Source organism: Flavobacterium sp. Root186 (genome assembly GCF_001428525.1).
Lineage (GTDB): Bacteria > Bacteroidota > Bacteroidia > Flavobacteriales > Flavobacteriaceae > Flavobacterium.
This window is the reverse complement of sequence record NZ_LMHW01000015.1, coordinates 232634-255959: the sequence shown is the minus strand read 5'-3', so window position 1 is coordinate 255959 and position 23326 is coordinate 232634. Positions and strand designations below refer to the sequence as shown.

General features: G+C 34.7%; 17 protein-coding genes. 13 read left to right on the top strand and 4 right to left on the bottom strand.

Annotated features, from left to right (window positions below):
• Positions 1 to 5: 5 nt before the first annotated feature.
• The 8 genes from porU to ASD98_RS20145 all read left to right on the top strand — a co-directional run bounded on the left by porU (position 6) and on the right by ASD98_RS20145 (position 12266).
• Complete coding sequence (gene porU / locus ASD98_RS20180) at positions 6 to 3842, top strand: type IX secretion system sortase PorU (protein WP_056207985.1); 3837 nt, start codon at positions 6 to 8, stop codon at positions 3840 to 3842.
• Between the two features lie 41 nt (positions 3843 to 3883).
• Complete coding sequence (porV, locus tag ASD98_RS20175) at positions 3884 to 5089, top strand: type IX secretion system outer membrane channel protein PorV (RefSeq protein ID WP_056207982.1); 1206 nt, start codon at positions 3884 to 3886, stop codon at positions 5087 to 5089.
• Positions 5090 to 5165: 76 nt separating this feature from the next.
• The gene (cdd, locus tag ASD98_RS20170; protein WP_056207979.1) at positions 5166 to 5648 is read left to right on the top strand and encodes a cytidine deaminase; all 483 of its coding nucleotides are present in this window, start codon (positions 5166 to 5168) and stop codon (positions 5646 to 5648) included.
• A 157-nt stretch (positions 5649 to 5805) separates the two neighbouring features.
• Positions 5806 to 6804 (top strand): pyruvate dehydrogenase (acetyl-transferring) E1 component subunit alpha, encoded by a 999-nt coding sequence (pdhA, locus tag ASD98_RS20165; protein ID WP_053472631.1) that lies wholly within the window; start codon positions 5806 to 5808, stop codon positions 6802 to 6804.
• Positions 6805 to 6808: 4 nt separating this feature from the next.
• Entirely contained in the window at positions 6809 to 8449 is a 1641-nt protein-coding gene (locus tag ASD98_RS20160) for a pyruvate dehydrogenase complex dihydrolipoamide acetyltransferase (RefSeq protein WP_056207975.1), read from the top strand.
• A gap of 95 nt (positions 8450 to 8544) precedes the next feature.
• The gene (locus ASD98_RS20155; protein ID WP_056207972.1) at positions 8545 to 10392 is read left to right on the top strand and encodes a hydrolase/aminopeptidase; all 1848 of its coding nucleotides are present in this window, start codon (positions 8545 to 8547) and stop codon (positions 10390 to 10392) included.
• Between the two features lie 367 nt (positions 10393 to 10759).
• A complete protein-coding gene (locus tag ASD98_RS20150; RefSeq protein ID WP_056207970.1) occupies positions 10760 to 11299 on the top strand; it encodes a carboxymuconolactone decarboxylase family protein in 540 nt (179 codons plus the stop codon).
• A 91-nt stretch (positions 11300 to 11390) separates the two neighbouring features.
• Positions 11391 to 12266, top strand: a complete 876-nt coding sequence (locus ASD98_RS20145; protein WP_082577903.1) for a helix-turn-helix domain-containing protein — start codon at positions 11391 to 11393, stop codon at positions 12264 to 12266.
• Here ASD98_RS20145 and ASD98_RS20140 read toward each other — a convergent pair.
• Positions 12263 to 13507, bottom strand: coding sequence for a glycosyltransferase (locus ASD98_RS20140; RefSeq protein ID WP_056207963.1), 1245 nt, complete (start codon positions 13505 to 13507; stop codon positions 12263 to 12265). The two genes, ASD98_RS20145 and ASD98_RS20140, sit on opposite strands and share 4 nt — an antisense overlap.
• A 114-nt stretch (positions 13508 to 13621) precedes the next feature.
• Here ASD98_RS20140 and ASD98_RS20135 point away from each other — a divergent pair, with 114 nt between their 5' ends.
• Both ASD98_RS20135 and ASD98_RS20130 read left to right on the top strand, forming a co-directional pair.
• Positions 13622 to 14203, top strand: a complete 582-nt coding sequence (locus ASD98_RS20135) for a tRNA-(ms[2]io[6]A)-hydroxylase (protein ID WP_053472563.1) — start codon at positions 13622 to 13624, stop codon at positions 14201 to 14203.
• Between the two features lie 51 nt (positions 14204 to 14254).
• Complete coding sequence (locus tag ASD98_RS20130; RefSeq protein ID WP_056207961.1) at positions 14255 to 17011, top strand: AsmA-like C-terminal region-containing protein; 2757 nt, start codon at positions 14255 to 14257, stop codon at positions 17009 to 17011.
• Positions 17012 to 17342: 331 nt separating this feature from the next.
• Here ASD98_RS20130 and rpmA read toward each other — a convergent pair whose 3' ends face one another.
• Positions 17343 to 17603 carry a 50S ribosomal protein L27 gene (gene rpmA, locus ASD98_RS20125; RefSeq protein ID WP_012023622.1) on the bottom strand — a complete coding sequence of 87 codons (261 nt, stop codon included), beginning with the start codon at positions 17601 to 17603 and terminating at the stop codon, positions 17343 to 17345.
• A gap of 24 nt (positions 17604 to 17627) precedes the next feature.
• The gene (gene rplU / locus ASD98_RS20120) at positions 17628 to 18068 is read right to left on the bottom strand and encodes a 50S ribosomal protein L21 (protein WP_056207958.1); all 441 of its coding nucleotides are present in this window, start codon (positions 18066 to 18068) and stop codon (positions 17628 to 17630) included.
• Positions 18069 to 18344: 276 nt separating this feature from the next.
• On the opposite strand from rplU, the gene ASD98_RS20115 reads away from it, so the two are divergent.
• Together ASD98_RS20115 and ASD98_RS20110 are read left to right on the top strand one after the other, a co-directional pair.
• On the top strand, positions 18345 to 19667 hold the full coding sequence (locus ASD98_RS20115; protein WP_056207955.1) for a pitrilysin family protein: 1323 nt from the start codon (positions 18345 to 18347) through the stop codon (positions 19665 to 19667).
• A 12-nt stretch (positions 19668 to 19679) separates the two neighbouring features.
• Positions 19680 to 21728 (top strand): pitrilysin family protein, encoded by a 2049-nt coding sequence (locus ASD98_RS20110; RefSeq protein WP_056207952.1) that lies wholly within the window; start codon positions 19680 to 19682, stop codon positions 21726 to 21728.
• A 249-nt stretch (positions 21729 to 21977) separates the two neighbouring features.
• On the opposite strand, the gene ASD98_RS20105 is transcribed toward ASD98_RS20110, so the two are convergent.
• Positions 21978 to 22844, bottom strand: coding sequence for a DMT family transporter (locus ASD98_RS20105; RefSeq protein ID WP_056207949.1), 867 nt, complete (start codon positions 22842 to 22844; stop codon positions 21978 to 21980).
• A 101-nt stretch (positions 22845 to 22945) separates the two neighbouring features.
• Between ASD98_RS20105 and ASD98_RS20100 the strand changes: the two genes are divergently transcribed.
• A complete protein-coding gene (locus ASD98_RS20100; RefSeq protein ID WP_056207946.1) occupies positions 22946 to 23323 on the top strand; it encodes a heavy-metal-associated domain-containing protein in 378 nt (125 codons plus the stop codon).
• Positions 23324 to 23326 lie beyond the last annotated feature (3 nt).

The window sequence follows — 23326 nt, the reverse complement described above, 5'->3', positions numbered from 1 at the left end:
AGCTAATGAAACAAGCCATAATCCTATACATTTTTCTACTACCTATCTTATCATTTTCCCAGATAAATGGGAGCTTAACGCTCGATTGGCAAAGTAAAAAAGAGATGAATTACGGCGATAACAAAGTTATTATCCCCTACTTTTCCGGAAACGCTTTTCGCTTCGACATTACAAAAAAAAGCATAACACTGCTGCTTAATCTCAATCAGTCAAACGTCGCAAACAATAGTTCTGTAGAAATTACAAATATAAATTTTGAATCAATTTCGAGAACTGATTTAGGAGATTTAGCTATAGAAAATATTCCAAATAAGATAACTGAAACAATAAAAATTACTTATTCAAGAGATACAAAACAAGCTTTTTTATCTCTCTATCCTATTATAAAAGAAGGAAATAGCTACAAAAGAATCAGGTCATTTTCTTACATTATAAATAATTCTTCATCAAAAAGCAGCAATTCATCGGTATTTCAAAAAGCGGCAGTCATTTCAAATTCTGTTTTAGCTTCTGGAGACTGGTATCGATTTTATGTAGAAAAGTCGGGAGTTTATAAAATTACACGGGCATTTTTGCAAAGCTTAGGTTTTGATCCGAGCAAGACTGACCCTAGGAGAATTAAAATTTATGGAAATGGCGGAAGAATGATTCCATTAGCCAACAACACATATTATCCGGAAGATTTAACCGAAAATGCCATTCAAATTATTGGCGAAGGCGACGGTACTTTTAACAATGAAGATTATATCTTATTTTATGCCGAAGGTGTAGAAAACTGGAACGATGAAAGTCAGACTAATTTAAATCTTTACAGCAATAGGGCTTATTATTACGTTACCGCATCAGGAAATGACGGAAAAAGAATCGCAAACCTGACCCAGCCAACAGCAAACAGCACATTAGAGCTGAATACGTTTGATGACTATCAATATCACGAAATCGACCAAACCAACATTGTTCATCTGGGACGTCAATGGCTGGGAGAATCGTTCGATATCAATCAGGAACAGGAATTTACTTTTAATTTCCCTAATCTTGATACGACTACGCCTGTAAAAATTGAATTAAACGCAGCTTCGGCCGCATTTACCCCAACTTCATTTGTTGTTGCTGCAAACGAACAAAATATTGCAACACTAAATTTTGCAAGTTTAACCGCTAGTTCAGAAATTAAGTATTTAACCAACAAAACTCCCACAAATACTACATTTACAGGTGCCGAAACTATAAAAATCAAACTTACTTATAATAATAATGGTGTACCGGGCTCAAAAGGCTATTTAGATTACATTAATCTAATTGCAAAAAGAAAACTTTTAGGAATAGGCAAACAATTTAAGTTTCAATACAATTTAGCTGGTTCAACCGCAGGAATTGTAAATTATACTATTGGAAGCGCTTCGGGAATTTCTCAAATTTGGGATATTACAGACCTATATAATGTATCAAAAGTTGAAAATGCAAATCAAGCCTCTTTTAGTTTTAAAGCTAATTTAGGCGAAATTAGAAATTACATCGCCATTGATCCTGCCGATTATTATACTCCTTTAAAAGAAAGCCAGTCAAAAATTGCAAATCAAAATTTAAAAGGAACGCTTTTAAAAAACAATCAAAACAGTTTTCAGGATATTGATTACGTCATTATGACACCGAAATCTTTAGCTTCGCAAGCCGAGAAACTGGCCAATTTTCATCGAAACAATTCAAATCTAGTTGTAAAAGTTATTTCATTAGAAGATATCTATCAAGAATTTTCATCGGGAAAACAAGATATTGCTGCTATTAGAAATTGTGTACGATATATTTACGACAATGCATCTTCTCCAGAAAAAAGAATAAAATTTTTGAACTTATTTGGTGACGCATCTTATGATTATAAAGATCGTATTTCTAACAACACTAATATTGTACCTATATATCAATCCTTAAGCAGCAACACAACCGGTGAAGCCTCTTTTGCCTCTGATGACTTTTTTGGACTTATGGATTCTAATGAAGGGATTGTTGCTTATCCTTTTGGTGGAATTGACATTGCCGTTGGCAGAATGTTAGTATCAGACAATGCGCAAGCTCAGGAAATGGTTAATAAAGTTCTGGAATACCACGACACGAAATCATACGGGAATTGGAGAAATAATTTTGTTTTAATCAGCGATGATGCCGATCAAAGTTCTGACGCTTCATTACAATCGCGTCAAAATAGTCTTGCCGATTTGATTGCAACTGAAAAACCATTTTTAAATATCGACAAGATACTTTTAGATTCTTATACACAAGAAGCTTCTGCCGGCGGATCAAGATACCCAAAAGCAAGAACTGATATTTTTAATGCTTTTGAAAAAGGCGCTTTAGTCTTTAATTATTTAGGCCACGGAGGTGAAGACGGATTAGCAGGTGAAAGAATCTGGGAAAAGTCAGATGGACAAAATCTGAACAATCAATATAAATATCCATTGTTTATAACAATTACCTGCGAATTTTCACGATTTGACGACCCTACCCGACCTACTGCAGGCGAATATACTTTTTGGAATCCAAAGGGGGGAGCAATTTCTATGCTGACAACAATTCGAACTATTGGACAGTTTAATGCTGAAAATTTCAATGATAGTTTAAGCAAAAACCTGCTTTCATATGGCTCAAATCAATACAATAGTATTGCAGAATCGCTGCGAATTTCAAAGAATGAGAACCCAAGTTCTTCGAGTAATGTTGTGGTATATATAGGAGATCCGGCTTTAATGTTAGCCATTCCTAAACCACGCATTAATTTAACGAAAGTAAACGATATTGTGATTTCGCAGCCAATCCCCGATTTTAAATCCTTATCAAAAATTAAAATTTCGGGCGAAATTACAGATGAAAACAATATTCTTTTAAGCAATTATAACGGAGAACTAGCCACAGCTATTTTTGACAAAATGATTACTTCTTCGACCTTAAATAATGATGGATATAGCCCTGCAATGTCATTTAAAACTCTTGGAGAAACCATATTTAGAGGAAATGCCTCTGTAACCAACGGCCAGTTTGAGTTTAGCTTTGTTGTACCAAGAGATATTCGTATTCCTGTTGATAATGGCCGAATCAGTTTTTATTCTAAAAGAAATCAAGCACTTGAGAATCAATCAGGCTATAACAATATGATAAAAATTGGAGGAATAAATGAAAATGCACCTCAGGACAATATAAGTCCAAAAGTTAAGTTATATATGAACGACGAAACTTTTGTATCTGGCGGAATTACAAATGCATCACCTTTTCTTTTAGCGTTTTTAGAAGATGAAAATGGTATAAATACAGCTAGCGGAATTGGTCATGACATCATAGCGGTTCTGGATGGAGACGTAAGTAATCCGTATATTTTGAACGATTATTATCAAACAAAATTAGACGATTATACAAATGGAAATTTACGTTTTCCATTAAGAGATTTATCGGCAGGATTACATACAATTAGTTTTACAGCATGGGATGTTTATAATAATCCCGTAACAAGCGAAATACAATTTGTTGTGGTTGGTGATGAAGAATTAAAATTGACACACGTGCTCAATTATCCTAATCCTTTTTCAACTTACACACAATTTTGGTTTTCACATAACAGACCATATGAACCTTTAGATGTACAGGTTCAGGTCATGACAATTACAGGTAAAGTGGTTTGGACAAAAAATCAAATCATTACAACTGAAGGCTTTTTATCAAGGGAAATAACATGGGACGGAAAAGATGATTTTGGCGACCGAATCGGAAAAGGAGTTTACATTTACAAACTGACTGTAAAATCGAACTTAACAAATAAAAAAGCAGAAAAATACGAAAAACTTGTCATTCTATAATATTATATATATTTGTAACATAAATACCATTATTCCCAAAAATGAGAAAAATATCACTTTTATTAATTTGTTTATTAGTAATTTCTTTCGCCAAAGCCCAAAACATTGAACCCATTACAACCGGAGTTCCCTTTTTATTAGTCGCAGCCGATGCAAGAGCAGCCGGTTTAGCAGATCAGGGAGTTGCCACTTCTTCAGATGTTTTTTCCCAACAATGGAATCCTGCAAAATATGCTTTCGCAGAAGATGCACAGGGACTTTCAATAAGTTACACTCCGTATTTAACAGATCTTGCCAACGATATTTCGCTTGGCCAATTGACGTATTACAACAAAATCAACGAAAAAAGTGCTTTTGGAGCAAGTTTTCGTTATTTTGGATTTGGAGGAATTGAACTAAGAGAAACCGGAGATCCAAATGAAGCTACCCGAGAAGTAAGTCCTAATGAGTTTGCATTAGACGGGTCATACTCTCTTAAATTAAGTGAAACTTTCTCGATGGCAGTTGCCGGTAGATTTATCAGCTCAAATTTAAAAATCCCTTCTGGCGAAGTTGATGCTTCGGCTGCAAGCTCATTTGCTGTCGATGTTGCTGGTTTTTATCAATCAGAAGAAATTGCATACAGCGATTTTAACGGAAGATGGAGAGCAGGTTTCAACGTTCAAAACTTAGGACCAAAAATTAGTTACGATAATGATGATTTAAGCTCAAACTTTTTACCAGCTAACTTAAGATTAGGTGGAGGATTTGATTTTATTTTAGATGATTATAATAAAGTTAGTGTTAGTGCTGAATTTACTAAACTATTAGTTCCGACTCCACCGGGACCAGGAACACCTTTTGACGCAAACGGAGACGGCGATTTTACAGATCCTGACGACATTTCACAATCAGAAGCAAACGCAATTAGCTATAACAAATACAAAGACACTGGCTGGGTAGAAGGAATTTTCAAATCATTTGGAGATGCTCCGGGAGGCTTCAGCGAAGAAGTTAAAGAAATAACATATAGTGCAGCAGCAGAATACATGTATCAGGATTCGTTTGCAATGAGATTAGGTTATTATCATGAAAGCCCTGAAAAAGGCGCTAGACAATTTTTCTCTTTAGGAGCAGGTTTTAAATATAATATTATAAAAGTTGATGTTTCGTATTTATTTTCGGCATCAAAAGTTAAAAATCCTTTAGAAAACACACTTCGTTTTTCTTTAACGTTTAACTTTGGCGACAAATACGAAGTTTATTAAACAACCAATATAAAAAACAATTACAATCCAAATTTCTATATTTTTAGAAATTTGGATTTTTTTTCCCATAAAAGCAATGAAAGAAATTAGCATTACATCGTTATTCACTATTTACGATAACATCAATGAGCTTTCTCAAGACATACAAGATTTAATGAATCAGGCCATCGAAATTCGTAAAAAAGCTTATGCTCCTTATTCACAATTTAGAGTAGGAGCTGCCCTTCTTCTTGATAATGGAAAAGTAATTTTAGGATCTAATCAGGAAAACGCCGCATATCCGTCAGGATTATGTGCAGAAAGAACAGCTATTTTTTATGCCGGAAGCGCATATCCCGAAGCCAAAATTTTAAAAATGGCAATTACTGCCGCTTCAGATACAAATCAAACTCAGGCTCCAATTCCACCGTGCGGTTCTTGCCGTCAGTCGATTGCAGAATATGAAATCAAACAAGACACCCCTATTGAAATTTATTTTATGGGCGAAATTGGCGAAGTTTACAAATCAGCATCCCTAAAAAATCTACTCCCTTTTATGTTTGATAAAAAGTTCTTGTAAAAAAAAGCCAAAAAAGACCTTTTAAATTTTAGTTCTTAAACGGAATGTCTTATTTTTGCATCCCGACCTTTCGGGCGCAAATTTGTGGGAGGAAACTATTTTGCGTTACAGGCAACAATTGATAACACAAACAACTTTAGCAAAAGAAAGAATTCAGATGAAAGAAGTTACAAAAGAGGTATATTTAAAGTGGTACGAAGACATGCTGCTTTGGAGAAAGTTTGAAGACAAACTTGCAGCATTATACATTCAACAAAAAGTTAGAGGTTTTTTACACCTATATAATGGTCAGGAAGCTGTATTAGCGGGCGCTCTGCACGCTATGGACCTGACTAAAGACAAAATGATTACTGCATACAGAAATCACGTTCAGCCAATTGGTATGGGAGTTGATCCTAGAAACGTAATGGCAGAACTTTTAGGAAAAGTTACAGGAACTTCTAAAGGCATGGGAGGTTCAATGCACATTTTTTCTAAAGAACACCGTTTTTACGGAGGTCACGGAATCGTTGGTGGACAAATTCCGGTGGGAGCTGGTTTAGCTTTCGCTGATAAATATTTCAACACTGGCGGTGTAACTATGACTTACTTTGGTGACGGTGCCGCTAGACAAGGTTCTCTTCACGAAGCTTTTAACATGGCTATGTTATGGAAATTACCAGTTGTATTTATCGTTGAGAACAACGGTTATGCAATGGGAACTTCTGTAGAAAGAACTGCAAACCACACTGATATCTGGAAATTAGGTTTAGGCTACGAAATGCCTTGCGGACCTGTTGACGGAATGAACCCTGTAAAAGTTGCCGAAGCAATGCACGAAGCTATCGAAAGAGCGCGTCGCGGAGACGGACCAACTTTCCTTGAAATGAAAACGTACCGTTACAGAGGACACTCTATGTCTGATGCACAATTATACCGTTCTAAAGAAGAGGTTGAAGAGTACAAAAAAATTGACCCAATTACACAAGTTCTTGATGTAATTTTGGATCAAAAATATGCTACAGAAGAAGAAATTGAAGTTATTGACCAAAGAGTTAAAGACTTAGTTGAAGAATGTCAGAAATTCGCTGAAGAATCTCCATATCCAGACTTACAACAATTATACGATGTAGTATACGCACAAGAAGACTATCCATTTACACCTCATAAACTATAACATCATGGCGATTAAAGTAACAATGCCTCGTTTGAGCGATACTATGACGGAAGGAACGGTAGCGACTTGGTTAAAAAAAGTAGGCGACAAAATTAGCGAAGGTGATATCCTTGCTGAAATTGAAACAGACAAAGCAACAATGGAGTTCGAATCTTTTAACGAAGGAACTCTTTTACATATCGGAATTCAGGCTGGAGAAACTGCTCCGGTTGATTCATTATTAGCCATCATTGGTAACGAAGGAGAAGATATTTCTGCTCTTTTAGCCGGTGGTGATGCTCCTGCTGCTGAAGCTCCAAAAGCGGATGCTCCTGCTGCTGAAGCAAAAACTGAAACTGCTGCTCCCGCAAAAGCTGCAGCTGAATTGCCAAAAGGTGTTATAGTAGTAACTATGCCACGTTTGAGCGATACCATGACGGAAGGTACAGTAGCAACCTGGTTGAAAAAAGTTGGTGATACTGTAGCTGAAGGTGATATTTTAGCAGAAATTGAAACAGACAAAGCTACAATGGAGTTTGAGTCTTTCAATGCTGGAACATTATTATACATCGGAATTCAAGAAGGAAACACTGCGCCAGTTGACAGCTTATTAGCTATTATTGGCCCTGCCGGAACTGATATTTCTGGAATTGCTGACAATTATACTGCCGGAGGCGCTGCAAGTGCTCCTGCTGCAGAAGAAACAAAAGCTGCTCCTGCTGCTGAAAAAGCACCGGAAGCCGTAGCTGACAACTCTAACGGAGGAAGAATTTTAGCTTCACCTTTAGCTAAGAAAATCGCTTCTGACAAAGGAATCCAATTAACTCAGGTTAAAGGTTCTGGAGAAAACGGACGTATCGTAAAAAGTGATATCGAAAACTTTACTCCATCCGCACAAGGACAAACTGCTTCAGCACCTGCTGTTAAGCAAGAAGCTTCTGCTTCTGCTCCTGCTGCACCAAAAGTATTTGTTCCTGCCGGAGAAGTTTTCACAGAAGAGATTAAAAACTCTCAAATGCGTAAAATTATCGCAAAACGTCTTGCAGAATCTTTATTTACTGCACCTCACTATAACTTAGTGATCGAAGTAAGCATGGACGAAGCGATGGGAGCAAGAGCAACAATCAATACTGTTCCTGATACAAAAGTATCTTTCAACGATATGGTAATTAAAGCTTGTGCTTTAGCATTGAAAAAACATCCAAAAATCAACTCTCAATGGAAAGAAGATGCTATCATCATCAACCACCACGTAAATATTGGTGTTGCTGTAGCAGTTGAAGACGGATTAGTAGTTCCTGTATTGAAATTTACAGACGCTATGAGTTTATCTCAAATTGGTGCTTCTGTTAGAGATCTTGCAGGAAGAGCTAAAAACAAAAAACTTGGACCACAAGAAATGGAAGGAAGTACTTTTACAGTATCTAACCTTGGAATGTTTGGTATTACTGAATTTAATTCAATTATCAACCAGCCAAACTCTGCAATCCTTTCTGTAGGTGCAATTGTTGAGAAACCAGTAGTTAAAAACGGTCAAATCGTAGTTGGAAACACAATGATGTTATCATTAGCTTGCGACCACAGAACAATTGACGGTGCAACTGGCGCTCAGTTCTTACAAACATTAAAACAATACATCGAAAGCCCAGTTACAATGCTGGCGTAATTAGTTGTTAATTTTATAATTAAATCCCGTCCCGAAGTTTTTCGGGACGGGATTTTTTGTTTAATTTTCATCCTCAAAATTCAATACTTCATAAAATGAAAAAACTAACCTTTTTAATCTTGTTTCTTACAGCAATTGCCTGCCAGAAAAAAGACCAAACAGAAAAACCAACCAGCGTTGTAGATGAACACAGTTATTCTAAACCAGAACTTGCTGTAGTTAAGCACCTTGATCTTGACATTAAAGTTGATTTTGATACGCAGACTATTTCAGGAAAAGCTTCGTGGACAATTGACAACATCAGTAAAGGAAATGAAATTATTTTCGACGAAAACACACTAAACATTACTAAAGTAACTTTAGGCGACGACGAAAAAGAAACCAAATTTGAACTTGGTGAAGACACTGAATTTCACGGAAAACCTCTTCATATTACTATTGAACCGAATACAACTAAAGTAAACATCTATTACAATACAACCAAAGATGCTGTTGCACTTCAATGGTTAAAACCAGAGCAGACCGCTGATAAAAAGAAACCGTTCTTGTTCTCTCAAGGAGAAAGCGTATGGTCAAGAACTTGGATTCCTTGTCAGGATTCACCGGGAATTCGTTTTACTTATAATGCAAAAGTTACAGTTCCTAAAGATTTATTAGCCGTTATGAGCGCAGTAAATCCGCAGAAGAAAAACGATACCGGAGTTTATACTTTCAAACAAGACAAAGCAATTCCGTCTTATTTAATGGCAATTGCTGTTGGAGACATTGAATTTCAGTCTATCGACAAAAGAACCGGAGTTTACGCAGAACCATCAATGCTGAAAAAATCAGCATGGGAATTTGCAGAACTTGGAAAAATGGTTGTTGCTGCCGAAAAATTGTACGGCCCATACCGCTGGGGACGCTACGATGTTTTGGTTTTACCTCCAAGTTTCCCTTACGGCGGAATGGAAAATCCAAACCTTACTTTCTTAACTCCGGGCGTCATCGCCGGCGACCGTTCGTTAACTAGTTTATTAGCACACGAATTAGGCCACAGCTGGAGCGGAAATCTAGTTACAAATGCAACTTGGGATGACATTTGGTTAAACGAAGGTTTTACAACTTATGTGGAGCACCGCATTGGAGAAGCTATTTTCGGAAAGAAAGAATTTGAAATGCAAAATGTTATCACAAACAAAGAATTAGTTGATAATGTAGCAGAATATGGAGATACTAGTCCAGATACTAGACTTAAAGTTTCGCTGACAGGAAGAAATCCTGATGACGGAATCAGCCAAATTCCTTACGTAAAAGGATATTCATTTTTAAGAGTAATCGAAAATGCTGTTGGACGTGACAAATTCGATCCGTTCATTAAAAATTATTTTGATTCACATGCTTTCAAATCAATTACGACAGAAGATTTCGTGAAATATTTAAACGAAAACCTAATCAAAGACGACAAAGCATTAGCTGATAAAATCAAATTAGAAGACTGGATTTACAAACCAGGAATTCCATCAAATATTCTTCCGGTAAGTTCAGTCGATTTTGATGCTATCGATAAAATTCAAAAAAGCTGGAGGGAAACTGGTGTTGCAGGTTTAAGCAAAAAAATCACAACTACAGCAGAAAAACAGCACTTTATAGATCATCTTCCAGCTGATATTAATATAAAAGAAATGGAAGCGATTGACAATGAATTCAATTTTACAAAAGGCGGTAATTTCATCATTAAACGCCAATGGTTTGTTCAGGCATTAATTCATCAATACAAACCAGCTTATCCGGCAATTGAACAATTTTTAATCGGAATCAGCAGAACAGGATCTGTAATGATGCTTTATAAAGAAATGGTTAAAACACCTGAAGGAAAAGTTTGGGCAAATCAAATTTTTGAAAAAGCAAAATCTGGTTATCATGCAACAACTATTCAGGCTGTTAAAGGTATTTTAAAATAAAAAACAACCACGAATTCCGTGTAAATTTATATCCCGAAGGGATTACATATCGGTAGAAAAAAAATATCACCGTTTCTATTGTCCCATCAGGGACTACACATTACAACGAATTGGTTTAGTCCCTAACGGGACAAATGATCATAATGCATAATATTTTTTCTACCGATATGTAATCCCTTCGGGATAAATCATAATTATTTAAATCCTCAATTACGAATGTAATTGGGGATTTTTTATTCAAAAAAACCACTCAGGGAAAATTGTCCACCACATAGCGTAAATTCTCCATGTTCTAAAATCTGCAATCGTCGCACCTTTGTAATGTCAAAAGACAACAACTAATGAATAACATAAAAAATTAAATAAAATGACACGATTAACAGCATTAAACCCAGACGAAGTAACAGGAAAAACTAAAGATTTATTCAACGCAGTACAATCAAAATTAGGCGTAGTTCCAAACATGATGAGAACAATGGGAAATTCACCAGCGGTTCTTGAAGGATATTTAAATTTTAGCGGTGCATTAAGCCACGGGAAATTAAGTGCAAAAACAGGAGAATTAATTGCCTTGGCAGTTTCAGAAAGCAATTCATGTGATTACTGTGTAGCAGCTCATACTTTTATTGGCGGAAAACTATTAAAAACAGATGCACAAGTTTTACAAGATGCAAGAAAAGGAAATTCTGCAGATGCTAAAACAGAAGCTATTTTACAATTAGCAAAAACCTTAATCAGCAAAAACGGATTAGTAAATAATGAAGATGTAAATAAAGCTAAAAACGCAGGAGTTTCTGATGCTGAAATTGCAGAAACTGTAGCACATGTAGCATTGAATGTTTTAACAAACTATTTCAACAATACAGCTAACACAGAAATTGATTTCCCAGAAGTTTCAAGCTTATAATTTCAAAAGATTCAAACAAAAAACAATTTATAAAGATAGTTGTGAATTCAATTCATGACTATCTTTATATTTCCAAAAACCACAACAAATTATGAGTCAGAATGTTTTCACTTTAATTAATCCGCAAAATGGAAATTTAGCTTTTAAACTGCTGCCATTTGATGACAACAGCCATTTTGATCATTTACAGCGAAATAATTATTTCTCACTAATTTGGGTTACCAAAGGAAAAGGCAAAGTAAAAGCCGATTTTGCAGAAAATCAATTTGAAGAAAACTCACTCCTCGCTTTTTCTCCTTATCAGCCTTTTATGCTTTGTGTAAACGAACCAATTGAAGGAATTGCGATTCATTTCCATCCTGATTTTTACTGCATTCATATGCATCAAAAAGAAGTTTCCTGCAACGGCGTTTTATTCAACAATGTTTACCAGCCACCTTACACGAAAATCACAGAACAAGCAGCGCAGACTTTTGCAATGGTTTTAGACCAAATGAAAACTGAAATCCAAAATGCAGAATTGGCACAATATGAATTGCTTATTTCCTATTTAAAAATCTTTTTGATAACAGCTTCCCGATTAAAAACAGAACAATTAGAAGAAATGAAATCCGTTCCGGATTCAAAAGAACCTGTGATTCTTCAAAATCTAAAAGATGCTATTGAACTCAACTTCAAAACCAAACATTCGGCGGGAAATTATGCTGATTTATTGAACATTTCGCCAAAAGCATTGGCAAAATTATCCAAGAATTATTTCAACAAAACCTTAACTGATTTAATTGCCGAAAGAATCATCATTGAAGCCAAAAGAGAATTGTACATGACAAATAAAACTGTAAAAGAAATCGCTTATGAATTGGGTTACGATGATGAACATTATTTCAGTCGATTTTTTAAAACAAATGCCGATGTTTCTCCACAAATTTATCGTGAAACTGTAGGTTTTGGAAAAATGGAAGCTTAATTCTTATTCTTCGCTTCAATCCATTTTGACATATACATTGTGCTTTTATAAGCGTGATGCTGCAACAAATTTCCCATAAAATTATGAAGGCGATGACTTTTGGAATCCATCAATAATGAATTAATTAAAGCCACTAATTTATCTGAATATATATCTTTCTGATAACATTCATTAATAATGGCAACGCCGTTTTTTTGAGCTTGTTTCCAAACATTTTCATCCTGATAAAGTGCAATTGCTTTTATAGCAAATTTGGATGCTTCATTTTCAACAAAACCGTTCCATGGTAAATTGCCATGCATCGCTTCTGAGCCAATTGAAGTTGTTACACTTGGCGTTCCACATTGCATTGCTTCTAATAATTTACCTTTTAAACCAGCTCCAAAACGAATTGGTGCCAGAACAACTTTGGCATTTTTCACCACTTCATTTGCATCATCTGCCCTTCCCATAATAAAAAATCCATTTTTGGGCTGATGCAATTGCAATACTTTTTGCGACGGATAAGCGCCATAAACTGCTAAAACAGCTTCTGGAAAATCTTTTTTTATAGAAGGCCAAATCGCCTCTTTTAAATACTGAACCGTATTCCAATTGGGTTCATGAAGAAAATTTCCAATAAAAACAAAATTCTTGCGATCTTCAAATGACGGTAATTTTGAAAGATCATCTTCAGACATTGAATTCACTAAAAAAGGAAGATAGAAGAGTAAATCGCTACTTATCCTGAAAACATCTTGGAGGATATTCATCTCAAATTCAGAAATAATCAGAGACAAATCACATCTTAAAATACTGGCAATTTCTCGTTTAGCCACTTCTTCAGAAAATAAATCTGTGATCTCAAAATTTCGATTTTCTTTAAAAGCTTTCTGCCTTGCAGTTCGCAGACAGTGTAAATCTTCAGTATCTAAAATTCGAATTGCTTTTGGGCAGTTTTCGGTCACACGCCAGCCAAATTGTTCTTCGATCATAAAACGATCAAATAAAACAACATCCGGACTTAATTCAATTATAAAATCATCAAAACTGGCAGAATTGAGTTCAATACTTTTTTTGATAACTCCAAATTCAGATAAATCCACCATAAAGTCGCTGTCAAGTGCTGCACTTACAAACGTAATTTCAAATCCATTTTGTTTGAAAATAGAAATTAACTGCATCATCCTTCCGCCTGCTGCAGAAGAATTTGGCTCAGGCCAGACAAACCCAATTATGAGAAGTTTTTTTATCTGATTCATTGTAATTTATTTCAACTTACAAAATAATGCTTTTTTCAGCGCAATCCCACGACATTTCCTGATTTTTAGTAATAAAAAACACTAATTTTGCAAGAACTAAAATGCCGGGAAATTATGTTGGGATTAAAATTAGCTACAGACCCGAGATGGGTAAATATCGTTGAGTCAAATATCGAAGAAATTTTAACTGATCATGCATGGTGCGAACAAAAAGCAGCCTCAAACGCAATCAGTATTGTGACTTACAACTCTGAATTAGAAGAATTAGTCACCGAAATGCTTGTAATTGCCCGCGAAGAACTGGAGCATTTACAAATGGTTCATGATGTTATAAAAAAGCGCGGTCTAACTTTAGGACGCGAACGAAAAGACCATTATGTAAATGAGCTTTTTAAATTCATGAAAAAAGACGGCAGCCGACGTGATGCTCTTTGCGACCGTTTATTATTTTCTGCCATGATCGAAGCCCGCAGCTGTGAACGTTTTAAAGTGCTTTCAGAAAATATTAAAGACGAAGAATTAGCTAAATTCTATCGTGATTTAATGATTTCTGAAGCCGGACATTATACTACTTTTCTAGGGTTCGCCAGAAAATATCAGGACAATATCGACATCGATAAACGATGGAAAGAATGGATTGAATATGAAGGTTCTATCATTACCAATTATGGTAAATCAGAAACTGTTCACGGATAAATTACACTCCTTTTTTTACTCTATTTTTTTATTTAAACACCACAAATTGCTATGCAAAAAAGTAAATCCAGATCAATCGTATTCAAAATTGCGAAGTATTTAGGGATAACTTTCGCTGTTATTTTAGCACTATTATTTTTAACGCCTATCGTTTTTGAGGATCAAATTAAAGAACAAATCAAAAAAACAGCCAACGAAAGGCTAAGCGCAGAATTGAATTATTCTGATGTTTCAGTTTCGTTTTTTCGTCATTTTCCTTCACTGACTTTAACCTTAGACAATTTAAGCCTTAATGGTTCAGCACCGTACAAAAACGAAAAATTCATTACAGCAAAAGAGGTTTCTTTTGGAATAAATGTAGCCAGTTTGATTTTTAGTAAATCGGTAAAAATTGACCAGATATATTTATCAGATTCCTTTATCAATGTAAAAGTTAATCCAAACGGAGAAGCCAATTACAACATTTATAAATCGCAGGCCAAAGCCACAGAAACAAAAGACAGCACAGATACTGCTTTAAAATTAGAACGAATCGAAATTTTAAACAGCAAAATCATCTATGATGACAAATCAACGAAAGTTCACTTTGATGCACTTGGCTTTAACTATTTAGGGAAAGGTGATTTAAACAAGGCCGTTTTCGATTTATCTTCAAAAGCAAAAATTGAAAAATTAAATATCATCTATGAAGATGAACCGTATTTAATGAATAAAAAAATTGATGCCGATTTAATTACCAAAGTAAACATCAACTCATTATCCTTTTTCTTCCAGCAGAACAACTTAAAAATCAATCAGCTGTTGGTCGATTTTAAAGGAAAATTCGACATTTTAAAAGATGGCTACAATATGGATTTTGTAATTAAATCTGACAATAGCGACTTATATGATGTATTTACGGCTTTTCCTCCCAAATACATTACATGGCTTTCTAAAACGGAATTAAAAGGAAATACTACTTTACTTTTTACTTTAAAAGGAGATTACATCACTTCACAAAATATTGCTCCAGATTTAAACCTTGACATTAAAATCGACAACGGATTTGTAAATTATGACAAAAGCGCATTTCCGGTTTCTAATTTAAATTTTGAAGTTAAAACAAAAGTTCCGTCTTTAAATCCGGATCTTTTAACGGTTGATGCTAAAAACTTATCCCTAAACATTAATAAGGATTATATAAAATCTAAATTCTTTGTAAAAGGCGCAAACGCACCAGAAATTAATGCTGATTTTAAAGCTAAAATTGATCTGAGCAAATTAACAAAAGCACTCGGAATTCCAGATGTTGAATTAAAAGGTTCTTTAGCCGGAGATATTCAGGCGAATGGAAAATTTGATCAAAAAAATAAGCTTTTCCCTGTTACAAAAGGCGTTTTTGATTTAGAAAATGGATATGTAAAAACAAAATATTATCCAAATCCAATTACCAATATTACTATAAAATCAAAAATCGACAATCAAAAGGGAACTTTTGACGATTTGAAAATAAAGCTAAAACCTGCTCAATTTACTTTTGAAGGAAAACCTGTTTTTGTAGAAGCTGATTTAAGTGATTTTAATGATTTGGCTTACGACATTAAAGCAAAAGGAGAACTGGATGTAAACAGAATCTATAAAGTTTTCTCTCAAAAAGGATTAGATTTGGATGGTTTCGTAAAAGCAGATTTGGTTTTGAAAGGAAAACAAAGTGATGCCGAAAAAGGGAATTACAGCAAATTGTACAATAAAGGAACTCTAGAATTAAGAAATATCGGGATTGCATCAGAATATCTGCCTAAAAAATTCATTATTAAAGAAGGAATCTTCAAAATCAATCAGGATAAAATGTCGTTCAATAATTTCTTAGCTGCATACGGACAATCTGATTTTAAAATGAATGGCTACCTGCAGAATGTTTTCAACTATGTAACAACAAATACAGGTGTTTTAAAAGGTTCATTTAATGTTTCGGCAAGATATATCAATGTAGACGAATTTATGTCGAATACATCTGCAGACGCTTCTGTAACAAAAAATTCAGCTCCAAAACCAGAAACAAAAACCGAAACTGCACAAACCGGCGTTATTATTATTCCAACAAACCTGAATTTACAATTATTGGCAAATGCCCAAAAAGTAAATTTCGATAAGTTAAACCTTCAAAACGCAACGGGTCATTTAACCATGAACAAAGGTAAATTAACCATGCAAAATACTGGTTTTGATTTAATTGGCTGTAAGGTTGCTATGAATGCCAATTATCAAGCCGTAACGCCGCAAAAAGCAAATTTTGATTACGCCATAAAAGCATCTGACTTTGATATTAAAAGGGCATACAACGAAATTGAAGTTTTTAGAAAAATGGCAAGCGCAGCCGAAAAAGCACAAGGAATTGTTTCTTTAGATTATCAGTTGAAAGGACGCTTAAACGGAAATATGGAACCGGTTTATCCATCGCTTGTAGGCGGGGGAACGCTTTCTGTAAAAGATGTAAAAGTACGAGGATTAAAAATGTTTAATGCGGTAAGCAAACAAACAAGTTCTGAATCGATGAAAAATCCAGATGTTTCAAAAGTAGACATCAAAAGTACGATCAAGAATAATATCATGACCGTAGAGCGCTTTAAATTTAAGTTTGCCGGCTTTAGACCAAGAATTGAAGGAACAACAAGCCTAGACGGAAAATTGAATTTAAAAATGCGTTTGGGTTTACCTCCATTGGGAATATTTGGAATTCCGTTAACTGTTACCGGAACTCAGGATAATCCTAAAGTAAAAGTGGGACGTAAAACTGAGGATTTGGAGGAGACTAAGGATACTGAATAAGATAAATTCCAAATTTAGAAATTCCAAATTCCAATTCTTATCAGCTTAGAATAAATCTTATAGACCTTTGTCAAAATTTAAAACTTTGACAAAGGTTTTTTTTTGCAATTTGTCATTGCGAGGAAAGAAACAACCTCACTAACAATGATCAGAATTGATTTAGCACGTGAGATTGCTTCGTTCCTCGCAAAGACCAATCTTTGTAGAGCTGCTTGTGAGATCCCTCGTTCCTCGGGATGACAAGATTGTGATTACTTTATCTTAAAAAAAACAAAAACAAAAAACCCGATCTTTTCAGAACGGGTTTTTTATAAAAAGTAAATCTTGTTAATTATGCCTCGAAAGGAATAATAGAAACATAAGATTTGTTATCTCTTTTCTTTTGGAACTTAACAACTCCAGCTACTCTTGCGTGTAGTGTGTGATCTTTACTGATGTAAACATTTTCACCTGGATTGTGTTTTGAACCTCTTTGTCTAACGATGATGTTTCCAGCAATAGCAGCTTGACCACCATAAATCTTAACGCCTAAACGTTTTGATTCTGATTCTCTACCATTCTTCGAACTACCGACACCTTTCTTGTGAGCCATGACGTATGAGTTTAAATATTGTTATTATTCTTTAGTAGCTTCTTTTTTTGCTTTTGGAGCTGCTGCTTTTTTTACTTTAGGAGCTTCTACTTCTTCAGTAGCTGCATCTTCTGCTACAACTGCTTTTTTAGCTGCTGCTTTTTTAGTTCCACCTGCTGCAGTAATACCTTCAATTACAATTTGTGTAAGATATTGTCTGTGACCATTTCTCTTTTTGTATCCTTTTCTTCTTTTCTTTTTGAAAACGATAACTTTATCACCTTTTAAGTGTTGTAACACTTTAGCTTCTACTGAAGCACCTTCTATAGCTGGGGCGCCTAAAGTTACATTTCCATTATCATCTAATAAAAGAACTTTGTCAAAAGAAACTTTTGAACCTTCTTCATTAGCTAAACGGTGAACATAAACCTTTAAGTCTTTGCTTACTTTAAATTGTTGCCCTGCTATCTCTACGATTGCATACATACCAAATTGATTTATTGATTTTTAAGGTTGCAAATATACAACTAATAATTTACTGTGCAATCTCTTATACTAAAAATATTTCAAGTAGTTTAGCCCCTGTTTTTCAAGGCTTTTTAAAGGAATTCCAGCTTTAATTAGAGGTAAAAGATTGTTAAATTGCAATCAAAACAAAGATAAACCTCAAAATGATAATTAAAAAAAGTTATTTTTGATGTAACTATAATTAATTCTTGACTACCTACTATTTTACAGGTAATATAAATTTTATTAATCTTTATGAAAAATTCAATAATGATGTTAAGTGCAGCACTAATGCTTGGCGGAGTAGCTCATGCTCAAAAGGTGGTTTTTGAAGAATACAATTTAGATAACGGCATGCATGTTATTCTGCATAACGACCCTTCGGCACCGGTAGTTATTACTTCTGTAATGTATCATGTCGGCTCAAAAGACGAACGTCCGGACCGAACCGGTTTTGCGCATTTCTTTGAACATTTATTATTTGAAGGAACTCAAAATATAAAACGCGGTGAATGGATGAAAATCGTTACCGCAAATGGCGGAGTTAATAACGCTAATACTTCTGATGACAGAACCTACTACTATGAAGTTTTTCCATCAAACAATTTAGAATTGGGTTTATGGATGGAATCTGAAAGATTAATGCACCCAATTATCAATAAAATTGGAGTTGATACGCAAAATGAAGTGGTAAAAGAAGAAAAAAGAATGCGTTACGACAATCAGCCTTACGGAAATATTCTTCCGGAGGTTAAAAAAAATATGTTCAAAAACCATCCGTATCGCTGGACCACAATTGGTTCTATGAAAGATTTGGATGCGGCAACGCTTGAAGAATTTCAGGCATTCAATAAAAAATTCTACACCCCAAATAATGCAGTTTTAGTAATTGCAGGAGATTTTGATAAAACGAAAGCCAAAGAATGGGTTCAGAAATATTTCGGACCAATTCCGAAAGGTGAAGAAGTTAAAAAACAAACTTACACCGAAGAGCCAATTACGCAGACCATTAAAGCAACTTATGAAGATCCGAATATTCAGATTCCGATGGTTGTAGCTTCGTACAGAACACCGTCTATGAAAACAAGAGACGCAAGAGTTTTAGATTTGATCTCATCTTATTTAAGCGATGGAAAAAGTTCTAAATTGTACAAAAAAATTGTCGACGATAAAAAAATGGCGCTTCAAATTGGTGCCGTTGGTTTTAGTCAGGAAGATTACGGAACTTATATATTGTATGGACTGCCAATGGCACCAAATACTACAGCCGATATTTTAAAAGAAATGGACGAAGAAATCGTAAAGCTTCAAACCGATTTGATTTCTGAGAAAGATTACGAAAAATTACAAAACAAATTCGATAACAATTTTGTGAATGCAAATGCAAGCGTAGAAGGAATTGCAGAAAACCTGGCTTCGTATTATTTACTTTACGGAGATGTAAATTTAATTAATACCGAAATTGATATTTACCATTCTATTACGAGAGAAGAAATTAGAGAAGTAGCCAAGAAATATCTAAACCCTAATCAGCGCTTAATTTTAGATTATATTCCTACCCCAAAATCTCAGAACTAAGAATATCGAATCATGAAAAATCTACATACATTTTTAATCATTTTATTCCTAACTGGAATTATGCAAGCACAAGATCGTCCACAGCCAAAACCAGGAAACCCGCCTGTAGTAAACATTAAAAAACCTCAAACCTTTGTTTTGGCAAATGGTATGAAAGTTCTGGTTGTCGAAAACCATAAATTACCAAGAGTAAGTTTTAACTTAACGCTCGACAACGCTCCTTTTACAGAAGGAAACAAAAAAGGTGTTGACGAATTGACCAGCAGCTTAATTGGTAACGGAACTAAAAAAACTTTGAAAGAGGCTTTTAATGAAGAAATTGATTTCTATGGCGCAAACATCAATTTTACATCGCAAGGTGCTTTTGCAAGTTCACTATCAAAATATTCAGGACGCGTTTTAGAGCTTTTAGCCGAAGGTGCTTTACAGCCAAATTTCACACAGACTGAATTTGACAAAGAAAAAGCAAAATTATTGGAAGGGCTTAAAGCCGATGAAAAAAGTGTTCCGGCAATTGCAAATCGTGTCGTTGATGTTTTGGCTTTTGGAAGAAACCATCCTTCTGGAGAATATCTTTCTGAAGAAACCGTAAAAAATGTAACACTTGAAGATGTTCAAAAAAATTATGCTACTTATTTCGTGCCGGAAAATGCTTATTTAGTTATTATTGGAGATGTTAAGTTCAAAGAAACTAAAACTGCTGTAGAAAAACTTTTCGGCGGATGGAAAAAACAAGCTGCTCCAAAAAACACCTATCCAAATCCGGAAAATGCCTCTAAACTTCAAATTGATTTTGTTGATGTTCCAAATGCGGTTCAATCAGAGATTTCGTTGGTAAATACTATAAATTTAAAAATGAGTGATCCTGATTTTTTCCCTGCTGTAATTGCCAATCAAATTTTAGGAGGTGATTTCAACAGCTATTTAAACATGAATTTACGCGAACAGCATGCGTGGACTTATGGCGCAAATTCAAGCATTGGAAGCGGAAAATATGTAACCAAATTCAAAGCTTCGTCTGCGGTTCGTAATGCCGTAACAGACAGCGCTGTTGTTCAGTTTATAAAAGAAATAAAAAGGGTGCGTACCGAAAGAGTAGATCCAGAAGTTCTGAGAAATGTAAAAGCAGGATATATTGGCCGTTTTGTAATGCAGGTAGAAAAACCGCAGGCTGTGGCACGTTATGCTTTAAATATTGAAACAGAAAAACTTCCGGCTGATTTTTACGAAAAATATATCCAAACAATTACCAATGTAACTGCCGATGATATTTATCGTGTGGCAAACAAATACTTTTTACTCGACAATATGCGAATTGTTGTTGTCGGGAAAGGTTCTGACGTAATTTCTGGTTTAGAAAAACTTCAAATCCCGATTTACTATTTTGATAAATACGGAAATCCAATTGAAAAACCAGCTGTTAAAAAAGAAGCTCCTGCAGGTATTACAGCAAAAACTGTTTTCGAAAATTACATCAAAGCTATTGGCGGAGAAAAAGCCGTAACTGCCGTAAAAACACTTTATATGGACGGAACAACAAAAGTTCCGCAAGCTCCGGCTCCACTGACTTTTACTTCAAAATTGGATTCTAAAGGAAAAATGATGGTTTCTCTTTCTATGGGAACTATGAATTTGATGAAACAGGTTGTAAATGATAAAGGCGCCTATATCGAGCAGCAAGGAAAACGTAAAAATCTTGAAGGCGATGATCTTAAAGAAATGAAAGCAAATGCCGCTCCTTTTGAAGAGTTACAATTAGTAAAAAGAACAGACCTTAAAGTAGATAGCATTGAACCAATTAACGGAAGCGACGCATACGCAATTAAAGACGGCAACACAACTCATTATTATGATGTAAAATCTGGATTGAAAGTTGCAAAATCGAAAATTCGCGAACAAGACGGAAAATCGGTTACGCAAATAACAAACTTCAACGATTACAGAGAAGTAAAAGGCGTAAAAGTTCCTTTTAACTTAGTTCAAAATGTAGGTTTTGAATTAGATATCAAAATGACAGATATCAAGATTAATGAAGGGGTTTCGGATGCAGATTTTCTTTAGAAAGGTTCAAAGTTGCAAAGGGACAAAGGTTCTGAGTTACTGAGATACTATTCCGATAGCTATCGGGACTAAGATTTTTTTTCTCATAGGCTTTGTCAAAGTTTTAAACTTTGACAAAGCTTTTTTTATGCTCTGTTCTGTCAGGCTGAGCGAAGTCGACGCTCTTTGCGCCCTTCGACTTTGCTCAGGGTGACATTCGTATTAGATCAAATTTACATCTAACCTTTTACAAATAACATAAACTAAAAGCTACTTCTTAGCCGATAAATAAACCCCAATCAAAATAATAAAAGCACCAAAAAACTGAATTGGTGTAAGCATTTCATTGTCTAATAATCCCCAGAAAAAAGCAACAATTGGAATTAAATATGTCACCGATGTTGCAAAAACCGGAGACGAAATCTGAATTAATTTAAAGAACAAAACATTGGCAATTCCGGTTCCTAAAATTCCTAAAATCATGACGAAGAAAACAGAATGCTGTGTTGCTTCAAGATTTATTCTTTGAGGAAAATCTGTCGTACTTAAAATAAGTAACGCTGGAATAAGCAAAACAGCAAAGTTTCCTGTTGTAATGCTCACCGAATTTAAATCAGATAAATATTTTTTAATTAAATTGACATTTATCGCATAACAAAGTGTTGCGATAACTACCAAAACTACATAATAATAATTTTGTCCCGGATGTGATGCTGCGCCGCTTAAAACCAGCAACAAACATCCAATTAAACCAACAAAAACACCTAAAACCTGTCGTTTTTGAAATTGAATCCCGAAAATTAATATTCCCAAAACCAACGTATTTAAAGGCGTAAGCGAATTTAAAATGGCTACAATTGAGCTGTCAACTTCGGTTTCGGCAATCGCAAAAAGAAAAGCCGGAGTAAAAGTCCCAAAAAAAGAAGTTATAGCGACAAATTTCCATTGACGGCGAGAAATCTTTTTTAAACTTTTAAAACCAACAATCAATAAAAAAAGGGCTGCAAAAATAATTCGGAAAGATCCAACCTGAATCGCAGTTAAACCAACTAATCCTCTTTTTATTAAAATAAAAGAACTTCCCCAAATTAGCGACAATACTAACAAGTAAGCCCACTTTAATTGTTTTGCATCCATAAAAAGTATTTTACTGCAAATTTGTACTATTTTTACGAATTAGCCTCTTCCTTTTTATTAATTTTGCAAAGAAAATTATTAGTAAATTAAATTCTCATAATATGAAATTCACAAAGATCATAGCTTCATTAGCAATTGCTGGTTTAGTATTCGTAAGCTGTAAAAAAGAAGAAGATAAAAGTTTAGCAGTAATTAATGCTGAAAAAACTACTCCAAAAGAACACAAACCAATTGCTGCAGAAAACGTACAAACAGCAAGTTTCAATATCGAAGGAATGACTTGTGCAGTTGGATGTGCCAAAACTATCGAACAGGAATTATCTAATTTAGAAGGTGTAGAAAAAGCAACTGTTGATTTTGATAAAAAATCAGCAACTGTTACATTCGACAAAACAGTTCAAAATTCTGAATCTCTAACTAAAGTTGTTCAGGAAACCGGAGACGGAAAAACATATAAAGTTTCAAACTTTAAATCTTAAGTT